Origin of the sequence: Tepidiphilus baoligensis (assembly GCF_012911495.1) — a bacterium.
Taxonomy (GTDB): Bacteria; Pseudomonadota; Gammaproteobacteria; order Burkholderiales; family Rhodocyclaceae; genus Tepidiphilus; species Tepidiphilus olei.
In genome coordinates, this window is the sequence record NZ_JAAAUB010000001.1 from 116,626 (window position 1) to 141,679 (window position 25,054).

General features: G+C 63.7%; 25 protein-coding genes and 1 pseudogene. 18 read left to right on the forward strand and 8 right to left on the reverse strand.

All coding sequences use genetic code 11. The annotated features are described in order from the left end of the window. Positions 1-46 precede the first annotated feature (46 nt). From ccoN to GV368_RS00640, 7 genes are all read left to right on the forward strand, one after another. On the forward strand, positions 47-1,489 hold the full coding sequence (gene ccoN, locus GV368_RS00610) for a cytochrome-c oxidase, cbb3-type subunit I (RefSeq protein ID WP_169114605.1): 1,443 nt from the start codon (positions 47-49) through the stop codon (positions 1,487-1,489). A gap of 13 nt (positions 1,490-1,502) precedes the next feature. Further along, positions 1,503-2,144, forward strand: coding sequence for a cytochrome-c oxidase, cbb3-type subunit II (ccoO, locus tag GV368_RS00615; RefSeq protein WP_142803679.1), 642 nt, complete (start codon positions 1,503-1,505; stop codon positions 2,142-2,144). Positions 2,145-2,160: 16 nt separating this feature from the next. After that, positions 2,161-2,337, forward strand: coding sequence for a cbb3-type cytochrome oxidase subunit 3 (locus GV368_RS00620; RefSeq protein ID WP_142803678.1), 177 nt, complete (start codon positions 2,161-2,163; stop codon positions 2,335-2,337). A 1-nt stretch (position 2,338) separates the two neighbouring features. Next, a complete protein-coding gene (gene ccoP, locus GV368_RS00625; protein WP_169114607.1) occupies positions 2,339-3,238 on the forward strand; it encodes a cytochrome-c oxidase, cbb3-type subunit III in 900 nt (299 codons plus the stop codon). A 115-nt stretch (positions 3,239-3,353) separates the two neighbouring features. After that, entirely contained in the window at positions 3,354-4,793 is a 1,440-nt protein-coding gene (ccoG, locus tag GV368_RS00630) for a cytochrome c oxidase accessory protein CcoG (protein WP_169114609.1), read from the forward strand. 6 nt (positions 4,794-4,799) lie between these two features. After that, positions 4,800-5,330, forward strand: coding sequence for a FixH family protein (locus tag GV368_RS00635; protein ID WP_169114611.1), 531 nt, complete (start codon positions 4,800-4,802; stop codon positions 5,328-5,330). A 12-nt stretch (positions 5,331-5,342) separates the two neighbouring features. Continuing rightward, positions 5,343-5,522, forward strand: a complete 180-nt coding sequence (locus GV368_RS00640) for a DUF3149 domain-containing protein (RefSeq protein ID WP_142803674.1) — start codon at positions 5,343-5,345, stop codon at positions 5,520-5,522. A gap of 94 nt (positions 5,523-5,616) precedes the next feature. Here GV368_RS00640 and GV368_RS00645 read toward each other — a convergent pair whose 3' ends face one another. Next, the gene (locus tag GV368_RS00645) at positions 5,617-6,060 is read right to left on the reverse strand and encodes a universal stress protein (protein ID WP_142803673.1); all 444 of its coding nucleotides are present in this window, start codon (positions 6,058-6,060) and stop codon (positions 5,617-5,619) included. A 187-nt stretch (positions 6,061-6,247) separates the two neighbouring features. Here GV368_RS00645 and GV368_RS00650 point away from each other — a divergent pair, with 187 nt between their 5' ends. Next, a complete protein-coding gene (locus tag GV368_RS00650) occupies positions 6,248-7,648 on the forward strand; it encodes an MBL fold metallo-hydrolase RNA specificity domain-containing protein (protein WP_385916298.1) in 1,401 nt (466 codons plus the stop codon). A gap of 103 nt (positions 7,649-7,751) precedes the next feature. Continuing rightward, positions 7,752-9,437, forward strand: a complete 1,686-nt coding sequence (locus GV368_RS00655; protein WP_169114615.1) for a PHA/PHB synthase family protein — start codon at positions 7,752-7,754, stop codon at positions 9,435-9,437. An 18-nt stretch (positions 9,438-9,455) separates the two neighbouring features. On the opposite strand, the gene fnr is transcribed toward GV368_RS00655, so the two are convergent. Further along, complete coding sequence (gene fnr, locus GV368_RS00660; RefSeq protein ID WP_169114617.1) at positions 9,456-10,193, reverse strand: fumarate/nitrate reduction transcriptional regulator Fnr; 738 nt, start codon at positions 10,191-10,193, stop codon at positions 9,456-9,458. Between the two features lie 115 nt (positions 10,194-10,308). On the opposite strand from fnr, the gene hemN reads away from it, so the two are divergent. The 5 genes and pseudogenes from hemN to GV368_RS00685 all read left to right on the forward strand — a co-directional run bounded on the left by hemN (position 10,309) and on the right by GV368_RS00685 (position 15,026). Further along, the gene (hemN, locus tag GV368_RS00665; RefSeq protein ID WP_206673174.1) at positions 10,309-11,712 is read left to right on the forward strand and encodes an oxygen-independent coproporphyrinogen III oxidase; all 1,404 of its coding nucleotides are present in this window, start codon (positions 10,309-10,311) and stop codon (positions 11,710-11,712) included. A gap of 9 nt (positions 11,713-11,721) precedes the next feature. After that, positions 11,722-12,423 carry a sulfite exporter TauE/SafE family protein gene (locus tag GV368_RS00670; protein WP_169114619.1) on the forward strand — a complete coding sequence of 234 codons (702 nt, stop codon included), beginning with the start codon at positions 11,722-11,724 and terminating at the stop codon, positions 12,421-12,423. 82 nt (positions 12,424-12,505) lie between these two features. After that, positions 12,506-13,039: an inorganic diphosphatase gene (ppa, locus tag GV368_RS00675; RefSeq protein ID WP_142803667.1), complete on the forward strand. Its 534-nt coding sequence runs from the start codon at positions 12,506-12,508 to the stop codon at positions 13,037-13,039. Positions 13,040-13,054: 15 nt separating this feature from the next. After that, positions 13,055-14,691: pseudogene (locus tag GV368_RS00680) on the forward strand (NAD+ synthase). Then, complete coding sequence (locus GV368_RS00685; protein ID WP_028874947.1) at positions 14,688-15,026, forward strand: P-II family nitrogen regulator; 339 nt, start codon at positions 14,688-14,690, stop codon at positions 15,024-15,026. The pseudogene GV368_RS00680 and the gene GV368_RS00685 overlap by 4 nt, the downstream one beginning before the upstream one ends. 6 nt (positions 15,027-15,032) lie before the next feature. Here the strand turns inward: GV368_RS00685 and GV368_RS00690 are convergent, their stop codons facing one another. The 3 genes from GV368_RS00690 to GV368_RS00700 form a co-directional block, all read right to left on the reverse strand. Continuing rightward, positions 15,033-15,647 (reverse strand): Smr/MutS family protein, encoded by a 615-nt coding sequence (locus tag GV368_RS00690; protein ID WP_142803665.1) that lies wholly within the window; start codon positions 15,645-15,647, stop codon positions 15,033-15,035. Between the two features lie 5 nt (positions 15,648-15,652). Then, complete coding sequence (gene trxB / locus GV368_RS00695; protein ID WP_142803664.1) at positions 15,653-16,606, reverse strand: thioredoxin-disulfide reductase; 954 nt, start codon at positions 16,604-16,606, stop codon at positions 15,653-15,655. 270 nt (positions 16,607-16,876) lie between these two features. Next, complete coding sequence (locus GV368_RS00700) at positions 16,877-18,982, reverse strand: LTA synthase family protein (protein WP_142803663.1); 2,106 nt, start codon at positions 18,980-18,982, stop codon at positions 16,877-16,879. Between the two features lie 274 nt (positions 18,983-19,256). Here GV368_RS00700 and cysK point away from each other — a divergent pair, with 274 nt between their 5' ends. Beyond that, on the forward strand, positions 19,257-20,237 hold the full coding sequence (gene cysK / locus GV368_RS00705; protein WP_169114621.1) for a cysteine synthase A: 981 nt from the start codon (positions 19,257-19,259) through the stop codon (positions 20,235-20,237). Between the two features lie 19 nt (positions 20,238-20,256). Further along, complete coding sequence (locus GV368_RS00710) at positions 20,257-21,129, forward strand: 23S rRNA (adenine(2030)-N(6))-methyltransferase RlmJ (RefSeq protein WP_142803661.1); 873 nt, start codon at positions 20,257-20,259, stop codon at positions 21,127-21,129. A 3-nt stretch (positions 21,130-21,132) separates the two neighbouring features. Here GV368_RS00710 and GV368_RS00715 read toward each other — a convergent pair whose 3' ends face one another. Further along, positions 21,133-21,699, reverse strand: coding sequence for a hypothetical protein (locus tag GV368_RS00715; protein WP_169114623.1), 567 nt, complete (start codon positions 21,697-21,699; stop codon positions 21,133-21,135). Between the two features lie 116 nt (positions 21,700-21,815). Here GV368_RS00715 and GV368_RS00720 point away from each other — a divergent pair, with 116 nt between their 5' ends. Then, entirely contained in the window at positions 21,816-22,694 is an 879-nt protein-coding gene (locus GV368_RS00720) for an energy transducer TonB (protein ID WP_169114625.1), read from the forward strand. Here GV368_RS00720 and ylqF read toward each other — a convergent pair. Together ylqF and GV368_RS00730 are read right to left on the reverse strand one after the other, a co-directional pair. Further along, positions 22,676-23,584 carry a ribosome biogenesis GTPase YlqF gene (ylqF, locus tag GV368_RS00725; protein ID WP_169114627.1) on the reverse strand — a complete coding sequence of 303 codons (909 nt, stop codon included), beginning with the start codon at positions 23,582-23,584 and terminating at the stop codon, positions 22,676-22,678. The genes GV368_RS00720 and ylqF overlap by 19 nt on opposite strands. 157 nt (positions 23,585-23,741) lie before the next feature. After that, positions 23,742-24,371: a glutathione S-transferase family protein gene (locus tag GV368_RS00730; RefSeq protein ID WP_169114629.1), complete on the reverse strand. Its 630-nt coding sequence runs from the start codon at positions 24,369-24,371 to the stop codon at positions 23,742-23,744. Between the two features lie 215 nt (positions 24,372-24,586). On the opposite strand from GV368_RS00730, the gene GV368_RS00735 reads away from it, so the two are divergent. Next, the gene (locus GV368_RS00735; protein WP_169114631.1) at positions 24,587-25,048 is read left to right on the forward strand and encodes an NUDIX hydrolase; all 462 of its coding nucleotides are present in this window, start codon (positions 24,587-24,589) and stop codon (positions 25,046-25,048) included. Positions 25,049-25,054 lie beyond the last annotated feature (6 nt).

Below are 25,054 nucleotides of genomic sequence, written 5' to 3' on the forward strand. Positions count from 1 at the left end.
GGACGCGCCGGGGTGATTTCGGTAAGTTCTCATTGGAGAGGTGACCATGCAAACGGAAGCGACTTATAACTACAAAGTCGTACGCCAGTTCGCCATCATGGCGGTGGTGTGGGGCATCGTAGGGATGCTGGTCGGGGTGTTGATCGCCGCCCAGCTGGTCTGGCCGCAGCTCAATTTCCCGCAGCTCGGCGAGTGGTTCCATTTCGGACGGTTGCGTCCGCTGCACACGAATGCGGTGATTTTCGCCTTCGGTGGCTCGGCGCTCTTCGCTACGTCCTACTACGTGGTGCAACGCACCTGCCATACCCGGCTCTTTGCGCCGGGCCTGGCGGCTTTCACCTTCTGGGGCTGGCAGCTCGTGATCGTGCTCGCGGCGCTGTCCTTGCCGCTGGGCTTCACCTCCGGTAAGGAATACGCCGAGCTCGAGTGGCCGATCGACATCCTCATCACCCTCGTATGGGTGGCGTACGCCGTGGTGTTCTTCGGCACCATCGCCCAGCGCAAGGTGAGCCACATCTACGTCGCCAACTGGTTCTACGGCGCCTTCATCATCGCCGTGGCGCTGCTGCACGTGGTCAATAGCATGGCCATGCCCGTGTTCGAAGCGGGTATCCTCACGCCGAAATCCTATTCGGCCTACGCCGGGGCGCAGGATGCCATGGTGCAGTGGTGGTATGGTCACAACGCCGTGGGCTTCTTCCTCACTGCCGGGTTCTTGGGCATGATGTACTACTTCGTTCCCAAGCAGGCCGGCCGTCCGGTGTATTCCTATCGGCTCTCCGTGGTGCACTTCTGGGCCCTCATCTTCACCTACATGTGGGCCGGTCCGCACCACCTGCACTATACTGCGCTGCCCGACTGGACCCAATCGCTCGGCATGATCTTCTCGCTGATCCTGCTCGCGCCCTCCTGGGGCGGGATGATCAACGGCATCATGACGCTCTCCGGTGCCTGGCACAAGCTGCGTGACGACCCGATCCTGAAGTTCCTCATCGTGTCGCTCTCCTTCTACGGTATGTCCACCTTCGAAGGGCCGATGATGTCGGTGAAGACGGTCAACGCCTTGTCGCACTACACCGACTGGACGGTGGGCCACGTGCACTCCGGTGCGCTCGGCTGGGTGGCGATGGTTTCCATCGGCTCGCTCTACTATCTGATCCCGCGGCTCTACGGCAAAGTCGAGATGTATTCGCGTGATCTGGTCACGGCGCACTTCTGGATCGCGACGATCGGCATCGTGCTCTACATCGCTTCGATGTGGATCTCCGGGGTGATGCAGGGTCTGATGTGGCGCGCCACCAACGTGGACGGCACGCTCACCTATGCCTTCGTCGAATCGGTGAAAGCCTCCTATCCGTTCTGGACCATCCGGGTGCTTGGTGGGCTGCTCTTCCTGGTCGGAATGCTGCTGATGGCCTACAACGTATTCAAGACCGTCGCGGGCGCCAAACCCGTCGATGCGCCGGTGCTGGCTCCGGCTCATGCCTGAGGGAGAATGAATCATGGCGAATTCCAAGCACGAGCTCATTGAACGCAGCGTGACGCTGCTCATCGTGGCGACCTTGTTGGTGGTGAGTGTCGGAGGATTGGTGGAGATCGTGCCACTCTTCTTCCAGCATTCGACCACCAAGCCGATCGACCGGCAGGGCAACCCGCTCGACGTGAAACCCTATGATGCGCTGCGCCTCACCGGCCGCGACATCTATATCCGCGAGGGCTGTTACAACTGCCATTCGCAGATGATTCGTCCCTTCCGTGCCGAGACCGAGCGCTATGGTCACTACTCGGTGGCGGGCGAGTACATCTACGATCGTCCCTTCCAGTGGGGTTCCAAGCGCACGGGTCCCGACCTGCACCGTGTCGGGGGGCGTTATTCGGACACCTGGCATATCGCGCACCTACGCAATCCGCGTGACGTGGTGCCCGAGTCCAACATGCCTGCTTTCCCGTGGCTCGATCGGCCCATCAGCCAGCGCGACATCAATGCCATTCAGGGCAAGATGAAAGCGCTCCGTACCTTGGGACATCCCTATACCGACGAGGAGATCGCGCAGGCCCCGGCCATGCTCGAAGGCAAGACGGAGATGGAAGCACTGGTGGCCTATCTGCAGGGTCTCGGTCGGGCGTTGTCCAATTTCCAATGAGTGAAAGGAGGGCGTGATGGACATCAACGACCTGCGTAGTGCGGTAACGGTGGCAGCCTTCCTCTGTTTCCTCGGAATCTGCGTGTGGGCCTATAGCCGTGCTGCCAAACCGGGGTTCGAAGAGGCCTCGCGCCTGCCGTTCCTCGAGGACGACGAACCGATGCTCGCCAACGATCACACGGAAGGGAAATAAAATGGCTGACTTCGTGAGTGGATTCTGGAACATGTACGTGATGGTGTTGATCGCCATCAGTTTCGTGTTCTGCATCGTCATCATCATGTTGAACATGCGTGCCAGTGGCAAGGTCGGAGAGCTACAGCCGCACAAGTGGGACGAGACGCTGCAGGAATGGAACAACCCCTTGCCGCGTTGGTGGATGTATCTGTATTGGATCACCATTTTCTTCGGCATCGCCTATCTCATCATCTACCCTGGTTTTGGCGCCTTTCCGGGGATCGCCAAGTGGACTTCGGTCGGTCAGTGGGAGCAGGAGATGAAACGGGCCGACGAGCAGTACGGTCCGAAGTTTGCCAAGTATCGCAACATGGACGTCAAGGCGGTGGCGGCCGACCCCGAAGCGATGGCCATGGGCAAGCGGCTGTTTCAAACCTACTGCATGCAGTGCCACGGCGCGGACGCACGAGGCGCCAAGGGCTTCCCCAATCTCACCGACAACGACTGGCTCGGTGGGGATGGTTCGCCCGAGTACATCAAGACGACCATCGCTCAAGGGCGTATCGGGGTGATGACGCCGTTCAAGGACATCCTCTCCGAGGAGCAGATCCGCGACGTCGCCCACTACGTGCGCTCGCTCTCGGGGCTGTCGCATGATGCGCCACGGGCCGAGCGTGGGGCAAAGGTGTTCGCCGAGAACTGTGCCGTGTGCCATGGACCGGACGCCAAGGGCAATCCGCTGCTGGGAGCGCCCAACCTCACCGACGACATCTGGCTGTGGGGTTCGTCCGAAGCCCAGATCATCGCCATCGTGACCAACGGCATCCAGAACCGTATGCCGGCGTTCGGGGAATTCCTGGGTGAAGACAAGGTCCATATCCTTACCGCCTACGTGTGGGGGTTGAGCAACAAGCAGTGATGCTGTAGGGTAGTACCGTGGGATCGCGGCGGGCGCCATGCGCCTCGCCGCGTCTTGCCGCACGAGCAACGATCGCTTTCGCCGTGCGGATTCACAACGACGAGCCCATCTCTACATGAACGAGCCACTGAAAACTTCCGCGATGTCCGCCAAGGAGAGATCCAACGGCGCCGACGAGGTGCCGTCCTCTCTCTACGCCAAACGCAAGAAGCTCTACGTGCGATCCACCACGGGCCCTTTCCAGCGGCTGCGGTGGTTTTTCGTCTTCCTCACGCAGGCGATCTTCTACGGTTTTCCGTGGCTCACCTGGAACGACCGTCAGGCGGTGCTCTTTCACCTGGTAGAGCGCAAGTTCTACTTGTTCGGGTGGGTGTTCTGGCCCCAGGACGTCTTCTATCTCTCGCTCATCCTGATTCTCTCGGCCTATGCGCTCTTTTTCTTCAGTGCCGTGGCGGGGCGGGTGTGGTGTGGCTATACCTGTCCGCAAACCGTCTATACCGAGATCTTCATGTGGTTCGAAGAGAAGATCGAGGGTGATCACGTCAAACGGCGCAAACTCGACGCCTCGCCCTGGACGGTGGAGAAGATTATCAGGCGCAGTACCAAATACGCCATATGGATCATTTTCTCGCTCTTCACCGGCTTTACGCTGGTGAGCTACTTCACGCCGCAAAAAGAATTGTGGCAGTCTTTGCAGACGTTCAGCTTCGGCCCCTGGGAAACCTTCTGGATCTTTTTCTACGCTGGATTCACTTTTCTGCTCGCAGGGGTGCTGCGCGAGCAAGTCTGCAAATACATGTGCCCCTACGCGCGTTTCCAGGGCGTGATGTTCGATCCGGACACCCTCATCATCACCTACGATGCCGAGCGCGGCGAACCGCGTGGGCCGCGTAAGAAAGGGGTCGATCCCCGTTCTTTGGGCTTGGGGGATTGCATCGATTGCGGCATCTGTGTGCAGGTCTGCCCTACGGGCATCGACATCCGCAATGGCCTGCAGTACGAATGTATCGCCTGTGCCGCCTGCATCGATGCCTGCAACCAAGTGATGGACAAGATGGGCTATCCCCGCGGTCTCATCCGTTACACCACCGAGAACGCGATGAAGAATCACTGGGATCGGGCACAGACCTTCCGGCGCGCTCTGCGGCCGCGAGTGCTCATCTACGGCGTCATTCTCATCGTCGTGGCTTCGGTGCTTTTCTGGAAGATCGCCACACGCCCCGACGTGCGCGTAGACGTCATACGGGACCGCGCCTCGCTCGCACGGGAGGTTCGCGGTGGTTGGATCGAGAACGTCTATACGCTCAACATCATGAACATGGTGGAGCGGCCTCGCCGTTTCACGCTCTCTGTAGGGGGGCTGCCCAATATCGTCATGGAAGGGCCCAAGGAATTCGACGTGCCCGCGGTGAGCATTTTCCCGCTGACGGTTCAAGTTCGCGTCCCGGCCGGGGCGGTGGATGCAGGAACACACAAAATCTATTTCGAAATCAAGGTGGTGGATGAGCCCGAGAACGTGACGCGGGAACTGGCCACTTTCATCATGCCGGAGTGAGAAACGATGGAAGCACGGATTTCTTCACGGAACAGTTCTCAGACGCTACCTTGGTATCGTCAAAAGTGGCCTTGGTTGCTCATGTTGCCGCCGGCCGTGGCGGTCGTGGCAGGGTTCGCCACTTTGTGGATCGCGATCGCGACCTGGGACGGTTTGGTTACCGACGACTATTACAAGGAGGGGTTGGCGATTCGCCAAACCTTGGACCGCTCGCTCAAAGCGGGTGAGCTCGGCCTCGTCGCTTATGTGGGCATGGACGCGGAGCGGCTATGGCTGCGCTTCGACGAGGAGCGCGCCAAGGCTAGGCCTCCCTTCCTCGTGGTGACCCTGACCCACCCCACCCGTTCCGGAATGGACCAGGTAGTGCGCCTGGTCCGCGACCAGGGGCGCTATGTCGCTCCGATCCAACCCATCAATGCCGGCCGTTGGCTGGTACAGATCGAAGATGAGTCCCGGGAGTGGCGCCTGAACGGGACCGTGTATGTACCCACAGAGAGCGAGGTGAGAATCGAACCGTTCGTACCTGCAGCAGACTAAGGAGGACGTGTCATGTCCGACGCATTACGAGAATTGCTTTCTTCGGGAATCGGCTGGTTGAGCCTTTTTACCATCGCCTTCATCATCGTGATGGCGGTCTACATCTACCGCTACGTCACGCGGCAGATCCAGGAGGAGGAAAAAAATGCTGCCTCCTCTGCGGGGCAGCAACGGCGGCAACATTCTTCCTAGATCGAATCGAAGGCCGCGACAGCGGCCTTTTTTCTTTGGGCACCGCGGACGGCGCCGTCGCTTGGCGGTTCCTTGCGCGCCCGTGTGCCTGGTTTCAGCGAAAGACGAGCACCGGCAACTTGCTGTGGGTGAGCACTTTTTGCGTTTCGCTGCCCAGCAGCAATCCTGCCAGGCCGCGCCGTCCGTGCGAGGCCATGAAGATGAGGTCGCAGCCGTGTCGCTGAGCGCAATCGATGATCGCCTCCCAGGGGGTGTCACTGACGATGGTGTCGGTTTCGCAGGGAACATTCTCTTTGTCCGCCAACGCTTTGGCCTCCGCCAGGATGCGATCCGCTTCTTCCTTGGCTGCGCGGCGGAATTGATCCGGGGTGGTCGGATCGATCAGGGCGCCTTCACCATAGACTGGTAGGGGAAAGTCGGGCTGGGCATAGAAAAAAGTGATCTTTGCGCCGATGCTCTTGGCAAAGGCGACGGCGCGCTCGCAGGCGCTACGCGACAGATCCGAACCGTCCGTCGGCACTAGGATGTGCTTGAACATCGTCGCTCCTTCCTTGGGTGAGGTAACATTGTTTCATTATAACCACAGGCAGGTGGGGTGCAAGATGGTTCGAACGGGACGCGCGCAGGGGAAGTGGCCAAAGCACGAGGGGAAAGATGCAGTTCGCGGCCCGAGCCCGCACCGGCGGACTCGGTTCGAAGATCGACCTGCTCCTGCGGCGCCCGAAGTGCGTTTTTTGGGCGGGGTGCAGGAAGTTACCGGCTCATGCTTCCACGTGAGCGCACCCGAGGGGAATTTTCTCGTCGAGTGCGGTATGTTCCAGGGCGGACGTGAAGCCAAGCGTAAGAACCTCGAGGCGTTTCCTTTCGATCCCTGGGCATTGCAGGCCGTGATCCTTTCTCATGCGCATCTCGATCACTCCGGCCTGCTACCGCGACTGGTAGCCCTCGGCGCCCGGGCACCGGTGCACGTCACCGAAGCCACGGCCGACCTGCTGGAAGTGATGCTGCTCGACAGCGCCTACATCCAGGAAAAGGAGTGGGAATGGCTGTCCAAGCAGTCGCACCGCACCCGACGTCGTTTGCTGCTGACCGATGCGCCGCTCTACACGGTGGTCCAGGCGAAGGAGAGTCTGCGCTGGCTGCGACGGCACGATTATGGTCGCTGGTTTCCCGTGATGCAGGGCGTACGGGCGCGATTTCATGACGCTGGTCACATCCTGGGTTCGGCCATCGTCGAGCTGGAGCTCGAGCGGGTCGATGGTGTGCGCCGGCGTTGGGTCTTCAGTGGAGATCTGGGCATGCCGGGACGCCCTTTGGTGCGCGACCCAACGCTGATTCCTGACGCCGACGTCGTCTGGGTGGAGTCGACGTATGGCGATCGGGAGCATCGCCCTTGGGACGACTCGGTCGCCGAGCTGGAGACGGTATTACGGGAGACTTTGCCTCGGGGCAACGTCGTGATTCCATCGTTTGCCGTTGGCCGTACCCAGGAGATGATCCTCGTATTGGCCGATCTGGTTCGGCGAGGTCGTTTGGGTTCGCTCAACGTGGTGGTCGACTCGCCCATGGCGACCGAGGCGAGCAAGATCTCGGCGCGGCACCTCGATTTGTGGGATGAGCCCAGCCGCGAACTCTTCGCCTGGATGCAACGGCACCGCGGCCGTTTTCACGTGCGTTTCACGGCGAGCGTGGAGGAATCGATGGCGCTCAACAACGTGCGCTCGGGCTTGGTCATCATTTCGGCCAGTGGCATGTGCGAGGCAGGTCGCATCAAATATCACCTAAAATACAATCTACCCCGGCCAGAATGCGCCATCGTCATTGCCGGCTTCCAGGCGATGGGTACCCTGGGGCGGCGTCTCGTCGATGGGGCACAGCAGGTGACGATTTTCGGGGAACGAATCCCGGTTCGTGCTGGTCTGCATACGATAGGAAGCATGTCGGCGCATGCCGACCGCCTAGGGCTGCTTGCCTGGCTGCGGGGATTCCGCCGCCCCCCTCAGCAGTGTTTCGTCACCCATGGTGAAGTGAACCAGTCACAGGCGTTCGCGCAGACGGTACGCGATACGCTCGGCTGGACACACGTCGAGGTAGCGGTTCGCGGTCAAAGGTGGCAGGATTCTTGACAACGAGGAGGTCTTCATGGCCAGGAGCAAGGCAAGGGCACGAAATTCGCGTCAGGACTCGAATTGGGAGGTCGCGCATCGTATCGAGGAGACTCCCGAACAGGTGGCCGAAATCATGCATCGGGCAATGGAGGGAACTTTCGATCCTTTGGGCAACGTCGCCCCCATTCTGCATGCTCAGGTGCTGTGGGCATTACATCCGGTGGCGCTGTGGTCGAAGGAGATCGAGCTGGGCAAGCGCAACGTGGCGCTGGTGCGCTACATCGTGCAGCGGCTCTCGGGTCAGGAAGTCGAGCCCCCCTTCGTGCCCGAACCTTATGACATCCGTTGGGATCACCCCGCATGGACCGAATCGGTTTGGTGGTCGGGGCTACAGCAGAGCTACCTCGGCTGGGGGCAGTCCTTGGTCGAGATGGTGCGCCAGACTCCGGGACTGGACGAGCGGGAGCGGCGGCGCGCCGTTTTTTGGACCGGCGAGTTCGTCAATGCGCTTGCCCCCACCAATTTCTTCTGGACCAACCCCAAGGCGCGCCAGCTCGCCGTGGAAACCAGTGGTCTGAGTCTGCTCGAAGGCTACAAAAATTTTCTCTCTGACATGGCCGCCGGCATGGTACGGATGACCCGGCCCGATGATTTCCACGTCGGGGTGAATCTGGCCACCACGCCCGGGGACGTGGTGCATCGCAATTGGCTGGTGGAGATCATCCGTTATACACCGACCCAGCCTCAGGTGCGTCGGCGCCCCATCGTGATCGTTCCTCCGTGGATCAACAAGTTCTACGTGCTCGATCTCACGCCCGACAAGAGCATGGTGAAGTATCTCTGCGACCAAGGGTTCGAGGTCTTCATCATCAGCTGGAAGAACCCCACGCGCGAGATGGCCGATACGACGTTCGACGACTATCTCACCCATGGCATCGACGTGCTGGTGGAGACGGCACGTTCGATCACCGGTGCCGACAAGGTCAATGCTGTGGGCTATTGCATCGGTGGCACCGCGCTGGCGTCCTATCTCTCGGTGATCAACCGCAGGGTGGGCGTCGAGGCTTCGCCCGTGGCAAACGCGACGTTTCTCACCACGCTCGTCGATTTTTCGGCTCCGGGCGACATCGAAGTCTTCATCGATCCAGCCACCGTCGATTTTCTCTGCCGCAAGATGCAGATCGACGGCTACTTGCGCGGTGAAGATATGGCCGAGGCGTTTCGCTTGTTGCGCTCCAACAGCCTCATCTGGCGTTACATCGTGCATGGTTGGCTCTATGGCGAGGAGCCGGCGCCGTTCGACGTGCTCTACTGGAACATGGATCCGACGCGCATGCCGGCGAAGATGCACTGCTGGTATCTGCGCGAGCTCTATCTCAACAATCGCCTCATCCAGCCCGATGCACTGACCCTGGCGGGCGTTCCCGTGGATCTGCGCCAGATCGTGCAGCCGGTCTATGCTGTGGGCACCGAGGACGACCACATTGCCCCTTGGCAGCAGACCTTCAAGCTGATGCGGCACGTGCGCGGGCCGCGGCGCTATGTGCTGTCGAGCTCGGGTCACATTCTGGGTATCGTCAACCCGCCGAAAGATCCACCAAAGCGCAAGTACTGGGTGAGCGACGTCGGCGATCCGGTGCCGCGAGCCGATTCCTGGCTCAAATCGGCACCCGAGCATCCCAACAGCTGGTGGGACGATTGGGTCGCCTGGCTCAGGCCGCAGGCGGGCGAACTGGTGGCGCCGAAGGACCCGGCGAGCGTACCTTCACTCGGAAAGGCGCCGGGAAGCTATGTGCTCGAGCGCTGACGGCGCGCCGGTTCGTGTTTAGTGAGACAGGGGCGCCTGGATGAGACCACGCAGGCGCTCCCGATCGCGCAGCCGGATGTTCTTGTGCTGCACCTCGATGAGCCCTTCTTCCTGGAAGTGGGATAGGGTGCGGGAGACCGTCTCGAGTTTGAGCCCGAGGTAGGAGCCGATTTCTTCGCGCGTCATCCGCAGCCGAAATTCCGTGCCCGAGAACCCGCGGGCGGCGAAGCGCTGCGCCAGGTTGAGCAGGAAGGCAGCGAGCCGCTCTTCGGCGCGCATGGTGCCGAGCAGCATCATGACGCTTTGTTCGCGTACGATCTCGCGCGAGAGCACCTTGTGAAACTGCGCCTGTAGCCCCTGGATCTCACGCGCGAGCGCTTCGAGGCGGGTGTATTCGATCACGCAGACTTCGCTGTCTTCGAGCGCGATGGCGCTGACGACGTGCTGCCCCGTGCTGATGCCGTCCAAGCCCAGCAGCTCGCCGGTCATCTGGAATCCGGTGACCTGCTCCCGGCCATCCTCGAGCACGATGGTGGTCTTGAACGAACCGGCGCGGATGGCGTAGAGCGCTTGAAAAGGGCTGCGCACTTCGTAGAGCGCTTGATGGCGTTTGAGTTTGCGCCGATTTCCGATGAGCGCTTCGATGCGGGCCACGTCTTCTTCGCTCAGCCCGACCGGCAGACACAGTTCCATGAGGTTGCACTGGGAGCAGGCCACGCGCAATTGGCGCAAGGTGGGCGGAAGTTGGAGGTCCATTGTGCTTCTCTGGGGGGAAAGGAAACGTTTTCGTTGATGACGGTCAACCTGTCGTCGGCCATTTCGTGCCATATTATGAGAATCTAACGCAGGAAAACCAGGTGGGCGTCCGTCCATGAGTGCTACGATGCAAGAAACCCATCGCCTCGTCGTCGATCCGGAGCTGATCCGGCGCTTCGACATCAGCGGGCCGCGCTATACCTCCTATCCGACGGCGGATCGCTTCGTCGAAGCCTTCGGGCCGGCCCAGTATGCCCGCTGGCTCGGGAGCCGCGAAGTGGGAGGTTTGAACCGGCCGCTGTCATTATACGTGCACATCCCCTTCTGTAATACGATTTGTTACTATTGCGCCTGCAACAAGATCATCACCAAGGATCATTCCCGCAGCGCGCGCTATCTCGATTTCCTCGAGCGCGAGATCGACCTCGTCGATCGGCATCTAGCCGGTGGCCGTGAGGTCACTCAGTTGCATTTGGGCGGCGGTACGCCCACTTTCCTTGCCGAAGACGAGATGCGCCGGTTGATGGCGGTGATCCGGGCGCGTTTCCAGCTCGCCGAGCACGGTGAATTTTCCATCGAAGTCGATCCGCGCAAGGTAGAGGCGGCGCAGGTGGCCTTGCTCGCCGAGCTCGGTTTCAACCGCATGAGCATCGGGGTACAGGACTTCGACCCGCTGGTGCAGGCGGCGGTCAATCGCATTCAGAGTTTCGACGAAACGGCGGCGGTGCTGGAGGCGGCGCGCGAAAACGGCTTCAAGTCGGTGAGCATGGACCTGATCTATGGTTTGCCGCACCAGACGGTGGAGCGCTTTGCCGCTACCCTCGAGCGGGTGATCGAACTCTCGCCCGATCGCCTCTCGCTCTACAGCTATGCCCACCTGCCGCGGCTCTTCAAGCCGCAGCGGCGCATCGAGGAGGCGGCGCTGCCCACGGCGGCCGACAAGCTCGGCATCATGAAGTACGCCATCGAGCGCCTGGTCGATGCCGGTTACGTCTATATCGGGATGGATCACTTCGCCAAGCCCGACGACGAACTGACGATCGCCCAGCGGCAGGGGCGGTTGCATCGCAATTTCCAGGGGTATTCGACCCAGGCCGAGTGCGACATGATCGCCTTCGGCATTTCCTCCATCAGCAAACTGGGGGCGATCTACGCGCAGAATCACAAGACGGAGGAAGACTACTACGACGCGCTCGAGCGCGGTGAGCTGCCGGTGCTGCGCGGCGTGGAGCTGACCGCCGATGACGTGCTGCGCCGCTCCATCATCCAGGCGTTGATGTGCCATTTCGAGCTGTCGATCGAGTCGATCGAGATCGCGCACCTCATCGATTTTCGCCGCTATTTCACCCCGGAGTTACACGACTTGGCGCGCATGGCCGAGGCAGGGCTGGTGGAGATCGGGGATCGCTGGATCACGGTGTTGCCACCGGGGCGGCTGCTGGTGCGGGCGATCGCCATGGTGTTCGACCGCTATCTGCGCCACGATCGCGAGCGGGCGCGCTATTCGCGCGTGATCTGAGGCAGCGGCGTGGCTTGGAACGGTTTTCTCGCGGTCTTCCTCATCGGCCTCCTGGGCGGAGTGCATTGCCTCGGCATGTGCGGCGGCATCGTCGGCGCGCTGTCGCTGCAGACGGCGCAGGGGGCGAAGTGGCCGCTACATCTGACCTACAACCTCGGTCGCATCACCACCTACACGCTGCTCGGCGCAGTGCTGGGCTGGCTGGGGGCCATCGGCGGAATGCTCGAAGGGGTGCTGCCGGTTCAGCTCACGTTCTACGTGCTCGCCAACCTCATGCTGGTGGCCATGGGGCTCTATTTTCTCGGCCAGACGCGCTGGCTCGCCCCGCTCGAGCGCGCCGGGCATCGCCTGTGGCGGTGGGTGCAGCCGGCCACACGCCGTTTCCTACCGGTGCGTTCGGTGGCGCAGGCGTTTCCGCTCGGTCTGCTGTGGGGGTTTTTGCCCTGTGGGCTCGTCTATAGCGTGCTCGCGACGGCGCTGCTTGCGGGTGACGGGGTGCGTGGCGCCGGGGTGATGCTCGCGTTCGGTTTGGGTACGTTGCCGAATCTGCTCGCCGCGGGGCTGCTGTTGCGGCGCTTTCGCAACGTGGCAGGACACCCCTGGGTGCGCCGTGCCGCGGGCCTCCTGGTGGTCGCCTTCGGGCTGCTGGGGCTGTGGCGCGCGCCGCAGCTGGGCGGGATGATCTGGCAGGGAGTGGTCTGTCACCCCTGAAGCCGCGAAGGGGCGTTATATAATCCTCCTCCAGTCGAGCCGGTTCTTCCGGCCGGGTTTTTTGTACGAGTGAGGAGTTTCCATGGCTTTCGAATGCGTTTCCGCTGGCAAGGACGTGCCCAACGACATCAACGTCATCATCGAGATCCCGGCGCAGTCCGATCCGATCAAATTCGAGGTGGACAAGGAGAGTGGCGCCATTTTCGTCGACCGTTTCATGGGCACGACGATGCGCTATCCGCTCAATTATGGCTACGTGCCGCACACGGTGGCGGGGGATGGCGATCCGGTCGACGTGCTCGTCGTCACGCCGTTTCCCCTGCAGCCGGGGGTGGTGATCCGTTGCCGCCCGGTGGGTTTGCTGAAGATGGAAGACGAATCGGGCGTCGATGCCAAGGTGGTGGCGGTGCCGGTGTCCAAGCTCACCCCGCTCTATGACAAAGTGCAGTCACTCGAGGATCTGCCGGAGCTCCTGCTGAAACAGACCGTGCATTTCTTCGAGCACTACAAGGATCTGGAACCGGGCAAGTGGGTCAAGGTGCTCGGCTGGGCGGGCGTCGAAGAGGCCAAGCAGGAGATCCTCGCCGGCGTGAAGAACGCCTCGTCGGCCCAGTAAAACGGCCCCGACGGGATGAGCGCACTGCGCCTGGGCGTGGCCCAGATCGACCCGGTGGTGGGCGATTTCGCCCACAATGAAGCCCTCATCGCCGGGGCACTCGCGCGGCTCGCCGCCCAGGGCGCCGAGCTCGTGCTCACCCCTGAGCTCGCCCTGAGCGGCTATCCGCCCGAAGATCTGCTGTTGCGCCCCGACTTCTACCGTGCGGCGCGTCGCCATCTGGAATCCTTGGCGGCGCGTACGGCTGCGGGGCCGGCGCTGCTCGTCGGCGTGCCCTGGGCCGACGAGGGCGGGCGCTTCAACGCGGCGGCGCTGCTGCGCGATGGCCGCATCGACGGGCTCTATCGCAAGCGCCGGTTGCCGAACTACGCCGTCTTCGACGAGAAACGCTACTTCTGCGCGGGCAATGAGCCCTTCGTCTTCACCCACCAGGGCGTGCGGGTGGGCGTGGTGATCTGCGAGGATGCCTGGTCGGCCGGGCCGGTGGAAGAGTCCGTGGCGCAGGGCGCGGAGCTCGTCGTGGCGCTCAACGCCTCGCCCTATCACCAGCAGAAGTGGCGTGAGCGGCAGGCCGTGATCGCCGAGCGGGTCCGGGCCTCCGGCCGGGCGTTGCTCTACCTCAACATGGTGGGGGGGCAGGACGAGCTCGTGTTCGACGGCGCCTCTTTCGCGCTCGACGCGCAAGGCGCCGTGGCCTGGCAGGGGCCGTTCTTCGCCGAGAAAGAGACGGTGATCGAGTGGCACGAGGGCCGTTGGCAGCCGCATGCGCCTTCCTTCGATCCCTTGCCGCCGGAAGAGGAGCTTTATCGGGCGTTGGTGTTGGGGGTGCGCGATTATCTCGGCAAGAACGGTTTTCCCGGCGCGATCATCGGTCTATCGGGGGGGATCGATTCGGCGCTCACGCTGTGCCTCGCCGTCGACGCCTTGGGGTCGGAGCGGGTGCGTGCCGTGATGCTGCCTTCGCCCTATACGGCGGCGATGAGCCTGGAAGACGCCGCGACGCTCGCCGCCCGGCTCGGGGTGCGCTACGACGTCATCCCCATCGAGCCGGCGATGAACACGTTCGCGGCGATGCTGGAGCCTTTCTTCGCCGGGCTGCCGCCGGATACCACCGAAGAGAACCTGCAGTCGCGCATCCGCGGAGTGCTCCTGATGGCGCTTTCCAACAAGACGGGGGCGCTGGTGCTCACCACCGGCAACAAGAGCGAGATGGCCACCGGCTATGCCACGCTCTACGGCGACATGGCAGGCGGCTTTGCCGTGCTCAAAGACGTCTATAAGACCCAGGTCTATCGGCTCGCGCGTTGGTGCAATCGCAATGGTGAGGTGATCCCCGAGCGTATCATCACGCGCCCGCCTTCGGCCGAGCTCAGCCCGATCAATGCGACCAGGATTCCTTGCCGCCCTATGAGGTGCTCGATCAGATCATCGAGCGCTACATGGAGTGGGAATGTTCGCCCCGTGAGATCATCGCCGCCGGGTTCGACGCTGCGGCGGTGCGGCGCGCCGTGACGCTTTTGAAACGTAGCGAGTACAAACGGCGCCAGGCGCCGATCGGCGTACGGGTGAGCCGGCGCGCCTTTGGTCGTGATTGGCGCTATCCCATCACGGCGCGCTATGCCGACGAATACGACGAGGAAGGCGGATCATGAAAAAGATCGAAGCGATCATCAAGCCGTTCAAGCTCGACGAGGTGCGCGAGGCGCTCTCTGAGATCGGGGTGAGTGGTCTGACCGTCACTGAGGTCAAGGGATTCGGTCGCCAGAAAGGGCATACGGAACTCTACCGTGGCGCCGAATATGTGGTCGATTTCCTGCCGAAGATCAAGGTGGAGGTGGTCGTCACCGACGATCGCGTCGCCCAGGTGGTCGACGTCATCATGGAGACGGCGCGCACCGGCAAGATCGGCGACGGCAAGATCTTCGTGCTGCCGGTGGAGCAGGTGATCCGCATCCGCACCGGTGAGACCGACGGCAACGCGATTTGAGGCGGCTCACTCGCGCGGGGCGCGCAGCAGGACGATGAGGGCGCCGCTGCCGCCGCGCGTGGGCGGGGCTTCGCAGAACGCGAGGATCTCGTCGCGCTGCGCGAGCCAGCGCCGCGACAAGTGGCGCAGCACGGAGAAACCACCCGGCGAGCGCAACCCCTTGCCGTGGATGACGCGAATGCAGCGCAAGCCTCGGTGTCGGGCGCGGGCGAGGTAGGCCGAGAGCGCCTCGCGCGCCTCGATCCGTGTCAAACCGTGCAAGTCGATCTCGCCTTGCAGCGCCCAGCGGCTGCGCCGCAGGTCGATGAGCACTCGCCGCGGCACGCCGGGGCGCAGGAAGTGGGTGCTCTCGTCAGCTTCCAGCCAGTCTTCGAGTTCCAGCGGAGCGAGCAGCTCCTCGGCGAGGATGGCGCGTTCGTCGGCGAGCTTTTGCCGCGGCACCGGCGCCGGGCGCGGGCGTTCAGGCTCCACGCGCGGGGTGAAAGAGAGCGGGCGAACGCCCTCGCGCCAATCCGCTTCTTCAGAGATCGACTTCGAGGGCGCAGCGCCGACCCGGGTCGAGCCTTGCTTTTTGAGCTCGACCAAAGGTGCCGCCCAGGCCGGAGGACGCGGGCGGGCCATCGGGCTCAGCTTCCCACGCCGTCGAGGTAGCGCTCGGCATCGAGCGCCGCCATGCAGCCCGTACCGGCGCTGGTCACGGCCTGGCGATAGACTTGATCTTGCACGTCGCCGGCGGCGAAAACCCCTTCGATCGAGGTGGCCGTGGCGTTGCCGTGGCGACCGCCGCGCGTGACGATGTAACCGTTCTCCATGTCGAGCTGGCCGACGAAGAGCTCCGTGTTGGGCTTGTGTCCGATGGCGACGAATACGCCCTTGACGGGAATCTCGCGCGTGCTGCCGTCGACCACGTGCTTCACCCGGATGCCGGTCACGCCCGAATCGTCGCCCAGGATTTCATCCACCACGCTGTCGAGTACCAATTCGATCTTGCCGCTGGCGACTTTCTCCATGAGCTTGTCGACCATGATCTTCTCGGCGCGGAATTGCTGGCGGCGGTGTACCAGGGTGACTTTGCGCGCGATGTTGGCGAGATAGAGCGCTTCTTCGACGGCGGTGTTGCCGCCGCCGATCACGGCGACGTCCTCATTCTTGTAGAAGAATCCATCGCAGGTGGCGCAGGCCGACACGCCCCGTCCCATGAATTTTTCCTCTGACGGCAAGCCGAGGTACTTGGCGGTGGCGCCGGTGGCGATGATGAGTGCATCACAGGTATAGGTGCCGGCATCGCCCTCGAGGCGAAACGGGCGTTGCGAGAGATCGGCCGTGTGGATGTGGTCGAACACGATCTCGGTACCGAAGCGGCGGGCGTGTTTCTCGAAGCGTTCCATGAGCTCCGGCCCCTGAACGCCTTCGGGTTCGGCGGGCCAGTTGTCGACTTCGGTCGTGGTCATGAGCTGACCGCCCTGGGCGAGCCCCGTGATGAGGACGGGTTCGAGGTTGGCGCGGGCGGCGTAGATGGCGGCGGTGTAGCCGGCGGGGCCGGAACCGAGGATGAGAAGGCGGCAGTGACGGGTGCTCATGCAGGGACTCCGTGAGAATGAAGGATCGGGTGTCAGGCGCGGGGACGAGCACGATCCCGCAGGATGCCTCGAATGCCCCTCCATATGGCTGTATGGCGGCGCCATGCGATGCCCGGATGCTCGTCGAGCCATCCTATATGTTCCCTGGACCGCAGCCCCGGGCACTTGGCTTGGCCTGAGCTCGTGACGGTTGCTCGAGGCACCCGACAATTATAGTGCGGCTCGTCGATAAGTCGGGTGGCCGTGGCCTTCTGGGGCGCCTCGTTGGGCCTACTGCGCGGCTGTAAGGGGGCGTGCTCCGGTCCCTTGGGGCTCGCCCATCCATTCGAGAGGTCTCGTTTCTCGAGCTTCGGGCGCCTTGCTTTGCACCCGTCCGTGACGGTTCGTCGAGGCGCTCGAGGTCGGTGTCGCTTGCCCGCTCGGTGTTTCAGCCAGTTCGTGCTCCTGCGTTCGCCATGCGAGCAGGCCGTTGCGGAAAGCGTGGCTCGCGTCTTCGTAGTAGGCGATGGCGCGGCGCACCAGGGGGTCTTCCGACATTGCCGGGCGTTCGTGCTCTGCATCCGCTGCGGCATGCTCGCGCAGGCGGATCTTCTTGCGCGGGCTGAGGATCGCCAGATCCTTGCCGTCGAAAAGCCCCAGATGCTGGTAGTTGCCGATGAGGGCGCGCCCCGGGCGGGTCTCGTCGCGCAGCACGTCGCGCCCGTAGAAGGTGGAGACGTAGTCCATGTGCAGCAGGCCGAGCAGGGTGGGCGCGAGGTCGATCTGGCTCGCCAACGCCGAGACCTCGCGCGGGGTGATGAAGCCCGGCGCATAGATGAAGAGCGGAATGTGGTAGTTCGCCACCGGCAGGTCTTCATGTCCGGCGCTGCCGGCGGTGTGATCGGCGAGGAAGACGAAGATCGTGTCCTTGAACCAGGGTTTGTCGCGCGCCTCGCGCAGGAACTTGCCGATGGCGTAGTCGGTGTATTTCACCGCCCCGTCGCGCCCCTTGCCCGAAGGGATGTCGATGCGCCCGTCGGGATAGGTATAGGGGCGATGGTTCGAGGTGGTCATGAGGTGTAGGAAGAAGGGTTTGCCGGCGGCGTGATCCTGGTCGGCCACTTTCATCGCCTGGGCGTAGAGATCCTCGTCGGCCATGCCCCAGGCGTTCTTGAAGTGGATCTCGGACTCGGGAACGCTGCTCTGGTCGACGATGCGGTAGCCGTTGCCGCTGAAAAAAGCGTTCATGTTGTCGAAGTAGCCGCGCCCGCCATAGACGAAGACGGCGTCGTACCCCTTGGCCACGAGCTGCTGGCCGAGGCTGGCATAGCCGCTCTCGCGCCCGATGCGCTTGACGATGGAACGGCCCGGCGTGGGCGGCACCGACAGGGTGACTGCCTCCAGGCCACGGTCGGTGCGGGTGCCGGTGGCGTAGAAGTTGTTGAAATAGAGGCTTTCGCGGCGCAGGGCGTCGAGGTTGGGAGTGAGTCCGCGCGGATCGCCGTTGCTGCCGAGGAACTTGGCGCTGAGGCTCTCCACCGTCACGAGGATGATGTTTCGCCGCAGCTCCGGGCCGCCGTTGACGATACGCCGGCGCGGATCGAGGGGATCCTGGCTGAGGAAGGTCGCGTTGGGCTCGGCAAGCTCCTGGCGCAAGACCGGCCCCGTGTCGGCTTCGGGCAGGGTGGCGTAGAAACGGCGATAGTCGATCTCGTTGTTGCGAAACGCCGCGAAGAATTGATAGGGTCCGTTGCCGGAGAGCTCGCGCCGATAGGTGTTCTGCTCCTGCCCCATGGGGAAATCCTGGTCGACGAAGGCTGCATCGAGCGCGGCGAGCGCAATCAACCCGGCGAAGGCGGCAAGCCCCGGTTTGAGCGGCAGGGGCGGGGCATCCAGCGCACCGGCGATCACCCGGCGCAGGGCGAAGGTCAGCGCGAGCGCGAGCACGGCAAGCCCCGTGATCAACGCCCCCACGGGGTAGGATTCGCGGATGTTGTCGATCACCTCCGTGGTGTAGATGAGGTAATCCACGGCGATGAAGTTGAACCGTGCGCCGAACTCGTCCCAGAAGAAGTATTCGGCAGTGGCCACGAAGAGCATGGCGAAGAGGCTCAGGGCCGTGAGCGCGTAGAGAAAGGCGCGGTGCGCCCGCGTGCGCCACAGCCGGTTGGGACACAGTACGAACAGGTAGAAGGCGAGCGGCAGGGCCGCGTAGACGAGGAAGGCGAAGTCGTAAGCCAGGCCGATGCCGTAGAGGCGCACGAGGTCGAGCGGCGCATGCACCGCCTCGTTCGGGTGCACCAGGAGCAAGCCCGTGCGGGTGAGGAAAAAGACGAGCAGCCAGGCGAGGAGGATCAGCGACAGGAATCGGGCTTGAGCGTGACGGAGCAGCGGCATGATGCAACGGAACCGGATGAGGGCGAAGTTCTCAAGTGTAGGAATTCGGCCGTCACCGTGGTGTCACGCGCAGGTGACGAAAACGTGAACGGGGCAGGAGCAGAGTGTCTGAAACACGGATGCGAGGAGCACGTCAGAAATTTTGTTCGCGTATCGAAAAATGCTCGCCTGCGGTGTTATTCCCGAGCCGCCATGAGCTTCGAGCGGTGGGTTGTAGGGCGACGGTACGGCGCGCGGTATCATGGGGGTACCGCATGTCGAAGGAGACGGAGTGATGGCCAACTGGTTTGCCGACAATCCCGCATCTATTGGGCGCACGCCGCTCGTGCGCTTGAACCGCCTCACCGCCGGGGCCAAGGCGACGGTGCTCGCCAAGATCGAGGCGCGCAATCCCGCGTTTTCCGTGAAGTGCCGCATCGGCGCGTCCATGGTGGCCGATGCCGAGCGACGGGGGGTGCTCGGTCCGGGCAAGGAGCTCATCGAGCCCACGAGTGGCAACACGGGGATCGCGCTCGCGTTCGTGGCCGCGGCCAAGGGGATTCCCCTCACGCTCACCATGCCCGAGACGATGAGTCTGGAGCGCCGGAAACTACTCGCCGTCTTTGGCGCCAAGCTGGTGCTCACCGAAGGGGCCAAGGGCATGAAGGGTGCGATCGAGCGTGCCGAGGCGATCGCCGCTTCCGACCCCCAGCGCTACGTGATGCTGCAGCAGTTCCGCAATCCGGCCAACCCGGCCATTCATGAGCAGACCACGGGACCCGAGATCTGGAAGGACACCGACGGGCAGGTGGATGTCTTCGTCGCCGGCGTGGGCACCGGTGGCACCATCACCGGCGTGAGCCGTTACCTGAAGAAGACTCGGGGCAAACCCATCGTGTCGGTGGCGGTGGAGCCGGCGGGTAGCCCCGTGCTCACGCAGGCGCGTGAAGGCTTGCCGATCAAGCCAGGGCCGCACAAGATCCAGGGCATCGGTGCGGGGTTCGTGCCGGAGGTGCTGGACCTGTCACTCATCGACTTGATCGAGCGGGTGGGCGACGAAGAGGCCATGGAGACTGCCCGGCGACTCGCCCGCGAGGAAGGAATCCTCGCCGGCATCTCGAGCGGCGCGGCGGTGGTAGCGGCGCTGCGGCTGGCCAAACGGGACGAATACGCCGGAAAGACCATCGTCGTCGTCCTGCCCGATTCGGGCGAGCGTTACCTGAGCTCGGCGCTTTTCGAGGGAATGTTCGATGCCTCGGGTTTGCCGATTCGATGACGAGTGAAAGGACGGGACGGTGCTGAGCTATCGCCACGGTTTTCACGCGGGCAATCACGCCGATGTGCTCAAGCACTGGGTACTGGCTGAAGTATTGACCTACTTCAACGCCAAGCCCGCGCCCTGGACCTACGTCGACACCCACGCCGGCGCTGGCCTCTATCGGCTGGGCGTTGGGGTGGGGGGTACGCAGGCGAGCCATGAATTCCGCGAAGGGATCGCGCGCCTGTGGGCGGCGCGCGCCGAGGCACCGGCAGTGTTCTCCGCGTATCTGGAGGCCGTGGCAGCGTTCAACCCCACCGGGCGACTGGAGCTCTACCCCGGCTCACCGGCGATCGCGCGGCAGTTCGCCCGCGCCGGTGCCCGTGGCAAGGGGGGCGATCGTCTGGTGTGTTTCGAGCGCCATCCGCGCGATTTCGCCGCGCTCGAGCGGCTCTTCGCCGGGGATGCGCAGGTGCGTTGCCTGGCGACCGACGGTTTTGCCGGGGTGCTGCAGGTGCTGCCGCCGCCCTCGCGTCGGGGAGTGATCCTCGTCGATCCTCCCTATGAAGTGCGCGGCGACTACGTGCGGCTCATCCCCGCCGTGCGGGCGATGTTGGCGAAATTTCCGCAGGCGACGGTGCTCGTATGGTATCCGCGCCTGCGGCGGGTGGAGGCGGAGGAGCTGCGCCGGCGTCTGGCGAACCTGGCGCCGGAAGATCATCTGCGGGTGGAACTGCAGGTGGCGCCGCCACCCGTGGGCGGCCGCGGCATGACGGTGAGCGGCCTCGTGGTGCTGCATCCGCCGTATGTGTTGCCACAACGCCTGCAAGAGGGGCTGCCCTGGCTCAGCGGCCGGCTGGAGGCGGCGCCAGGGCAGGGGCGGTGGACGCTCGAGGCAAAAATTACGTGAGCGTCAATCTTTGCCGGGGCGGATGGGGTCGGAGAAAACGAGCGTACCGTCCTTGCGCATCATGAGGTTGTCGCGGCTGAGGAGGTCGGGAATCACGCGGTAGGTCTCGGCGAATCGCGCCAGCGCTTCGACAGCCTGTTTCATGCCGGCGTCGAACGGCGGGGGTTTGAGCTCGGTGAGCTGCTGCAAGGCGATGCGGCCCATTATCTGGCCGAGCTGCTGCCACTGCTGGCATAGGTCCCACCAGGCGTGGACCAGGCGCCGGGCGGTGTCGGCGGCGGGGCTCGTCTCGGGGATGGGGTAGAGTTTCTCCACCTCGAAGAGGTGCATGGGAAAGCCGTTGCTGGCGCGTCCGATGATGCCGTGATAGGTGTAGACGATGGGGAAGTGCGGCCCTTGAGGGCGGTCGTCGGCGGCGTAGAGCAGGTATTCGTCCGGATGGGTGATGATTTTATAGACGCGCTCGCCGTCCCCCTTGTCGAGCACGATGCTGTAGCGCCCCCGCGCGATCTCGGGTTTTCCCTCGAGCAGCGGGTGTTGGGGCACTGGATCGGGGATTTTGTCGGCCATGGTCTCGCTCCCTCTGGGGTATATTCAATGATAGCGTAAATCCAGGACGCCGATGGAGCGCCTGTGCGTACCTTGCGGATGCGATAATTCCCGTTTGGCTTTCTTTGAAACGCATCATGCGAGAAGATTCGTTCGGCGGAAAGCGTCGACGCGCGGCGGGGCAGTGGCGATTCGTGTTGGCGGCCTGGGTGGCGACGTTCGCGCTTCACGTGCTCGCCTACGGACTGCTGGCGCTGGGGTTTTCGTCCGCTTGGCCGCCTCGGGAGCCGCCGCCGTTTGCCGTGTCCTTGATCGGACCGTTTACGGAGGAGCCGACGGGGGTCGCGGGGGGAGAACCGGTGAGCGGGGAGCAGGGGCGTGAGACAGCTGCCGCGGAATCGCCGGTCCAGGAGCCACGACGACCGCCGCCTGCCGAACCTCTGGCGGCGGTACGTTCCGTCGAGGCCCCACGCGCGCGCGCCACGGCAGCGAGGCCGGAGCAGGTGCCATCGCCCAGGATTCACGCTCCCCGACCAGAAAAGCAACCTGCGGCGGCGCTTGCTGGCGAGGAAGGCGAGGTGTCGGTGCAGGATCCCTTGGAGGGCGATGGGGCGGGGGGCGGCGGTGAGATTGCGGGTGCGAAGGGGGAGGGCGCGCCAACGCCACCGGCAGGGGCGATGAGCGGCTCGTCGGTCGGCGGTGGCAGGAAAGGGAAGGGCGACGGTGAAGCCGGGGGAGGGGCGCCTTGGGCCGAGCGGCTGCGCGCCTGGCTCGAAGCCCACAAGGTCTATCCGCCCAAGGCGCGCCGCCTGGGTGTGGAGGGCACCGTCTGGGTGCGGCTCTCCTGTAGCGATGGGAAAGCGCTCGTGCGGCTCGAGCGTTCGTCGGGTTCGCCCTGGCTCGACGATGCGGCGCTCGCGCTCGTGCGGGAGGGGCTCGCGGCGCTAGAGGGGGACGCAGCCGTGTGCGCCCACGGTGAACTCACGGTGCCGATAGGCTATCGCCTGGTCGGCTGATCGTCCGCTTCGGCGAGCAGGGCCGCCTCGTGCGCGGCGATCATGGCGGCGCGTGAGGCGGGGGTCTCCAGGGTGAGGGGGCCGAGCTTGCCCTCGCGAAAATCCTGCAGGAGGATATTGGCCGCCTTTTCCTGATCGAGTTCGCCGCCTTTGCGTCGGCAGCCGCGCCGCTCGCCGATGGCTGCGACGATCTCGTCGCCGTTCATTCCCGTGGGGTCGAGACGATAGCGTGCGGTGAGCCGATCGGCGTATCCTTGGGCGATCAGGGTCTCGGCGAGAAAGGCCGCGACTTCCTCTTCGGCCACGGCGTTGCGCCCGATGGCGTGGCAAGCGGCGAGCAGGTAACCGTCGGCGTCGAATTCGATTTTGGGCCACATCAGGCCGGGGGTATCGGTGATGCTGCGCAGCCCCGGAAGATCGTAGCGTTGCACACTTTTCGTCACCGCCGGCTCGTCCCCGACCTTGGCGGCCTTGCGCCCGAGGAGGGCGTTGAGCAGCGTGGATTTGCCGACGTTGGGGATGCCGGCGATCATCAAGCGCAGCGGTTTGGTCGGTTCGCTGCGGTGCGGCGCGAGCCGCTCGCAGGCGGGCAGGATGCGACGTACGTCGGCCGGATTCTTGGCGCAGACGGCGAGCGCACGCACGCCTTCTTCGCGCTCGAAGGCGGCGATCCATTCGGCTGTACGGGCCGGATCGGCGAGGTCGGCCTTGTTGAGCAGTTTCAGGCAGGGGCGCTGCCGGCTGCGGCGCAGCGTCTCGAGCAGAGGGTTGCGGCTCGCTGCGGGAATGCGCGCGTCGAGCACTTCGATGAGCACGTCGACGTCGGCAAGCGTCTCTTCGAGCTTGCGCCGCGCCGCGTGCATGTGGCCGGGAAACCATTGGATGGGCATGGGACCGATCATACTACGGAGCGTCGCGAATGACCTACTGCGCGGCCGCAGAATGTCATGGCGTGGATAGTGGATGCGGGAAAGCCGGTACTTCGCGATCGCCCCGTTCAGGGCGGTGCGTCATCGCAGGAGGCAGAGGTTTGACCTACCGAGTCCTTTAGGCAGAGGCGCTCGGCCGTGCCCGTACCGTCTCGTACCAGCGTCGAGCGTTGATGTGCGTTTCTGGCAGGGTGAGCTTGATCCAGCCGGCGAAGTCCACCGTGACGAACGCGGTGATGTCGGCCACTGAAAAGAAATCGCCCGCCAGAAAAGTCGAGTGTGCGAGACGCTCTTCCAGTACATCGAAAAAGCGTTTCGTGCGGCGCTGTCCGCGTTCGACGAGGGCCGGAATCTGCTCGAAGTCATCGGCGCCTGGGAGTGCGCGGTTCTTGAAAGCCGGTGCGGAATTGCGCAAGGCATCGGCGACGGCGAGCAAGCCTTCGAACTCGGCGCGCCGACTCCACATTTCCACCAGAGCCTGCTCGAGCGGGGTCTTGCCGAAGAGCGGCGGGTCAGGCTGCAGCGCTTCGAAGTAGCGGCAGATGGCGATCGATTCGCTGATGCCGGTGCCGTCGTCGAGCACGAGGTAGGGGACCACGCACTGCGGGTTGATTCGGCGGAACGTTTCGCTGAGTTGCGCACCCTGGCGTAGATCCACGGCTTCGGTCGGCACTTGGATGCCTTTCTCCGCGAGAAAGATGCGAACGCGTCGGGGGTTCGGCGCAGGCGGATAGTCATAGAGTTTCATCGTCGTCTCCTCACGTGTTGGAGTAGAAAATGATCGCACACTTCCGAGTCTCGCGAAAAACCACTATGAGCGGGATCGGTTGCGAAGCCCTCCGATCCGGGGGCGTTCGAGCACCGCACGATGCCGTCCTGTAGCCGTGTCGGCGGTCGTTCGGGCGCCTATAGGCTGCTTCGCCGGTCTTATAATGCTTTTTTCGGTAAAGTCTGAGGCGCGCGATGGGCGAAGTGTGGCGGCCGCACGTGACGGTGGCGGCGGTGATCGAGCGTGAGGGGCACTTTTTGTTCGTCGAGGAAGAGACGGAGTTCGGCGTGCGCTTGAACCAGCCGGCGGGACATTTGGAGCCGGGGGAGTCGCTCGTCGACGCCGTGACGCGCGAAACACTGGAAGAGACCCGTCTGCGGTTCGTGCCCAACGCCGTGGTGGGGGTGTATCAATGGACCCGACCGGACGGAGCGCTCACCTATCTGCGCTTCGCCTTTTCCGGCAAGGTGACGGGCGAGGAGCCCGGTCGCGCGCTGGACGAGGGGATTTTGCGCACGCTGTGGCTATCGCCGGAAGAAGTGGAGGCGGCGGGGCGCGAAGGGCGTCTGCGCAGCCCCATGGTGCTTTCCTGCGTGCGCGATTGGCGCGAGGGGCGGCGTTACAGCCTGGATCTGATCCGCCATTTGGCGGGCTGAGGAGTC

Excerpts from the sequence above, each read along its gene's own strand:
- ccoN (WP_169114605.1), top strand. The coding sequence starts at position 47 with ATGCAAACGGAAGCGACTTATAACTACAAAGTCGTACGCCAGTTCGCC.
- ccoO (WP_142803679.1), top strand. The coding sequence starts at position 1,503 with ATGGCGAATTCCAAGCACGAGCTCATTGAACGCAGCGTGACGCTGCTC.
- GV368_RS00620 (WP_142803678.1), top strand. The coding sequence starts at position 2,161 with ATGGACATCAACGACCTGCGTAGTGCGGTAACGGTGGCAGCCTTCCTC.
- ccoP (WP_169114607.1), top strand. The coding sequence starts at position 2,339 with ATGGCTGACTTCGTGAGTGGATTCTGGAACATGTACGTGATGGTGTTG.
- ccoG (WP_169114609.1), top strand. The coding sequence starts at position 3,354 with ATGAACGAGCCACTGAAAACTTCCGCGATGTCCGCCAAGGAGAGATCC.
- GV368_RS00635 (WP_169114611.1), top strand. The coding sequence starts at position 4,800 with ATGGAAGCACGGATTTCTTCACGGAACAGTTCTCAGACGCTACCTTGG.
- GV368_RS00640 (WP_142803674.1), top strand. The coding sequence starts at position 5,343 with ATGTCCGACGCATTACGAGAATTGCTTTCTTCGGGAATCGGCTGGTTG.
- GV368_RS00645 (WP_142803673.1), bottom strand. The coding sequence starts at position 6,060 with ATGTTCAAGCACATCCTAGTGCCGACGGACGGTTCGGATCTGTCGCGT.
- fnr (WP_169114617.1), bottom strand. The coding sequence starts at position 10,193 with ATGGACCTCCAACTTCCGCCCACCTTGCGCCAATTGCGCGTGGCCTGC.
- hemN (WP_206673174.1), top strand. The coding sequence starts at position 10,309 with ATGAGTGCTACGATGCAAGAAACCCATCGCCTCGTCGTCGATCCGGAG.
- ppa (WP_142803667.1), top strand. The coding sequence starts at position 12,506 with ATGGCTTTCGAATGCGTTTCCGCTGGCAAGGACGTGCCCAACGACATC.
- GV368_RS00685 (WP_028874947.1), top strand. The coding sequence starts at position 14,688 with ATGAAAAAGATCGAAGCGATCATCAAGCCGTTCAAGCTCGACGAGGTG.
- GV368_RS00690 (WP_142803665.1), bottom strand. The coding sequence starts at position 15,647 with ATGGCCCGCCCGCGTCCTCCGGCCTGGGCGGCACCTTTGGTCGAGCTC.
- trxB (WP_142803664.1), bottom strand. The coding sequence starts at position 16,606 with ATGAGCACCCGTCACTGCCGCCTTCTCATCCTCGGTTCCGGCCCCGCC.
- GV368_RS00700 (WP_142803663.1), bottom strand. The coding sequence starts at position 18,982 with ATGCCGCTGCTCCGTCACGCTCAAGCCCGATTCCTGTCGCTGATCCTC.
- cysK (WP_169114621.1), top strand. The coding sequence starts at position 19,257 with ATGGCCAACTGGTTTGCCGACAATCCCGCATCTATTGGGCGCACGCCG.
- GV368_RS00715 (WP_169114623.1), bottom strand. The coding sequence starts at position 21,699 with ATGGCCGACAAAATCCCCGATCCAGTGCCCCAACACCCGCTGCTCGAG.
- GV368_RS00720 (WP_169114625.1), top strand. The coding sequence starts at position 21,816 with ATGCGAGAAGATTCGTTCGGCGGAAAGCGTCGACGCGCGGCGGGGCAG.
- ylqF (WP_169114627.1), bottom strand. The coding sequence starts at position 23,584 with ATGCCCATCCAATGGTTTCCCGGCCACATGCACGCGGCGCGGCGCAAG.
- GV368_RS00730 (WP_169114629.1), bottom strand. The coding sequence starts at position 24,371 with ATGAAACTCTATGACTATCCGCCTGCGCCGAACCCCCGACGCGTTCGC.
- GV368_RS00735 (WP_169114631.1), top strand. The coding sequence starts at position 24,587 with ATGGGCGAAGTGTGGCGGCCGCACGTGACGGTGGCGGCGGTGATCGAG.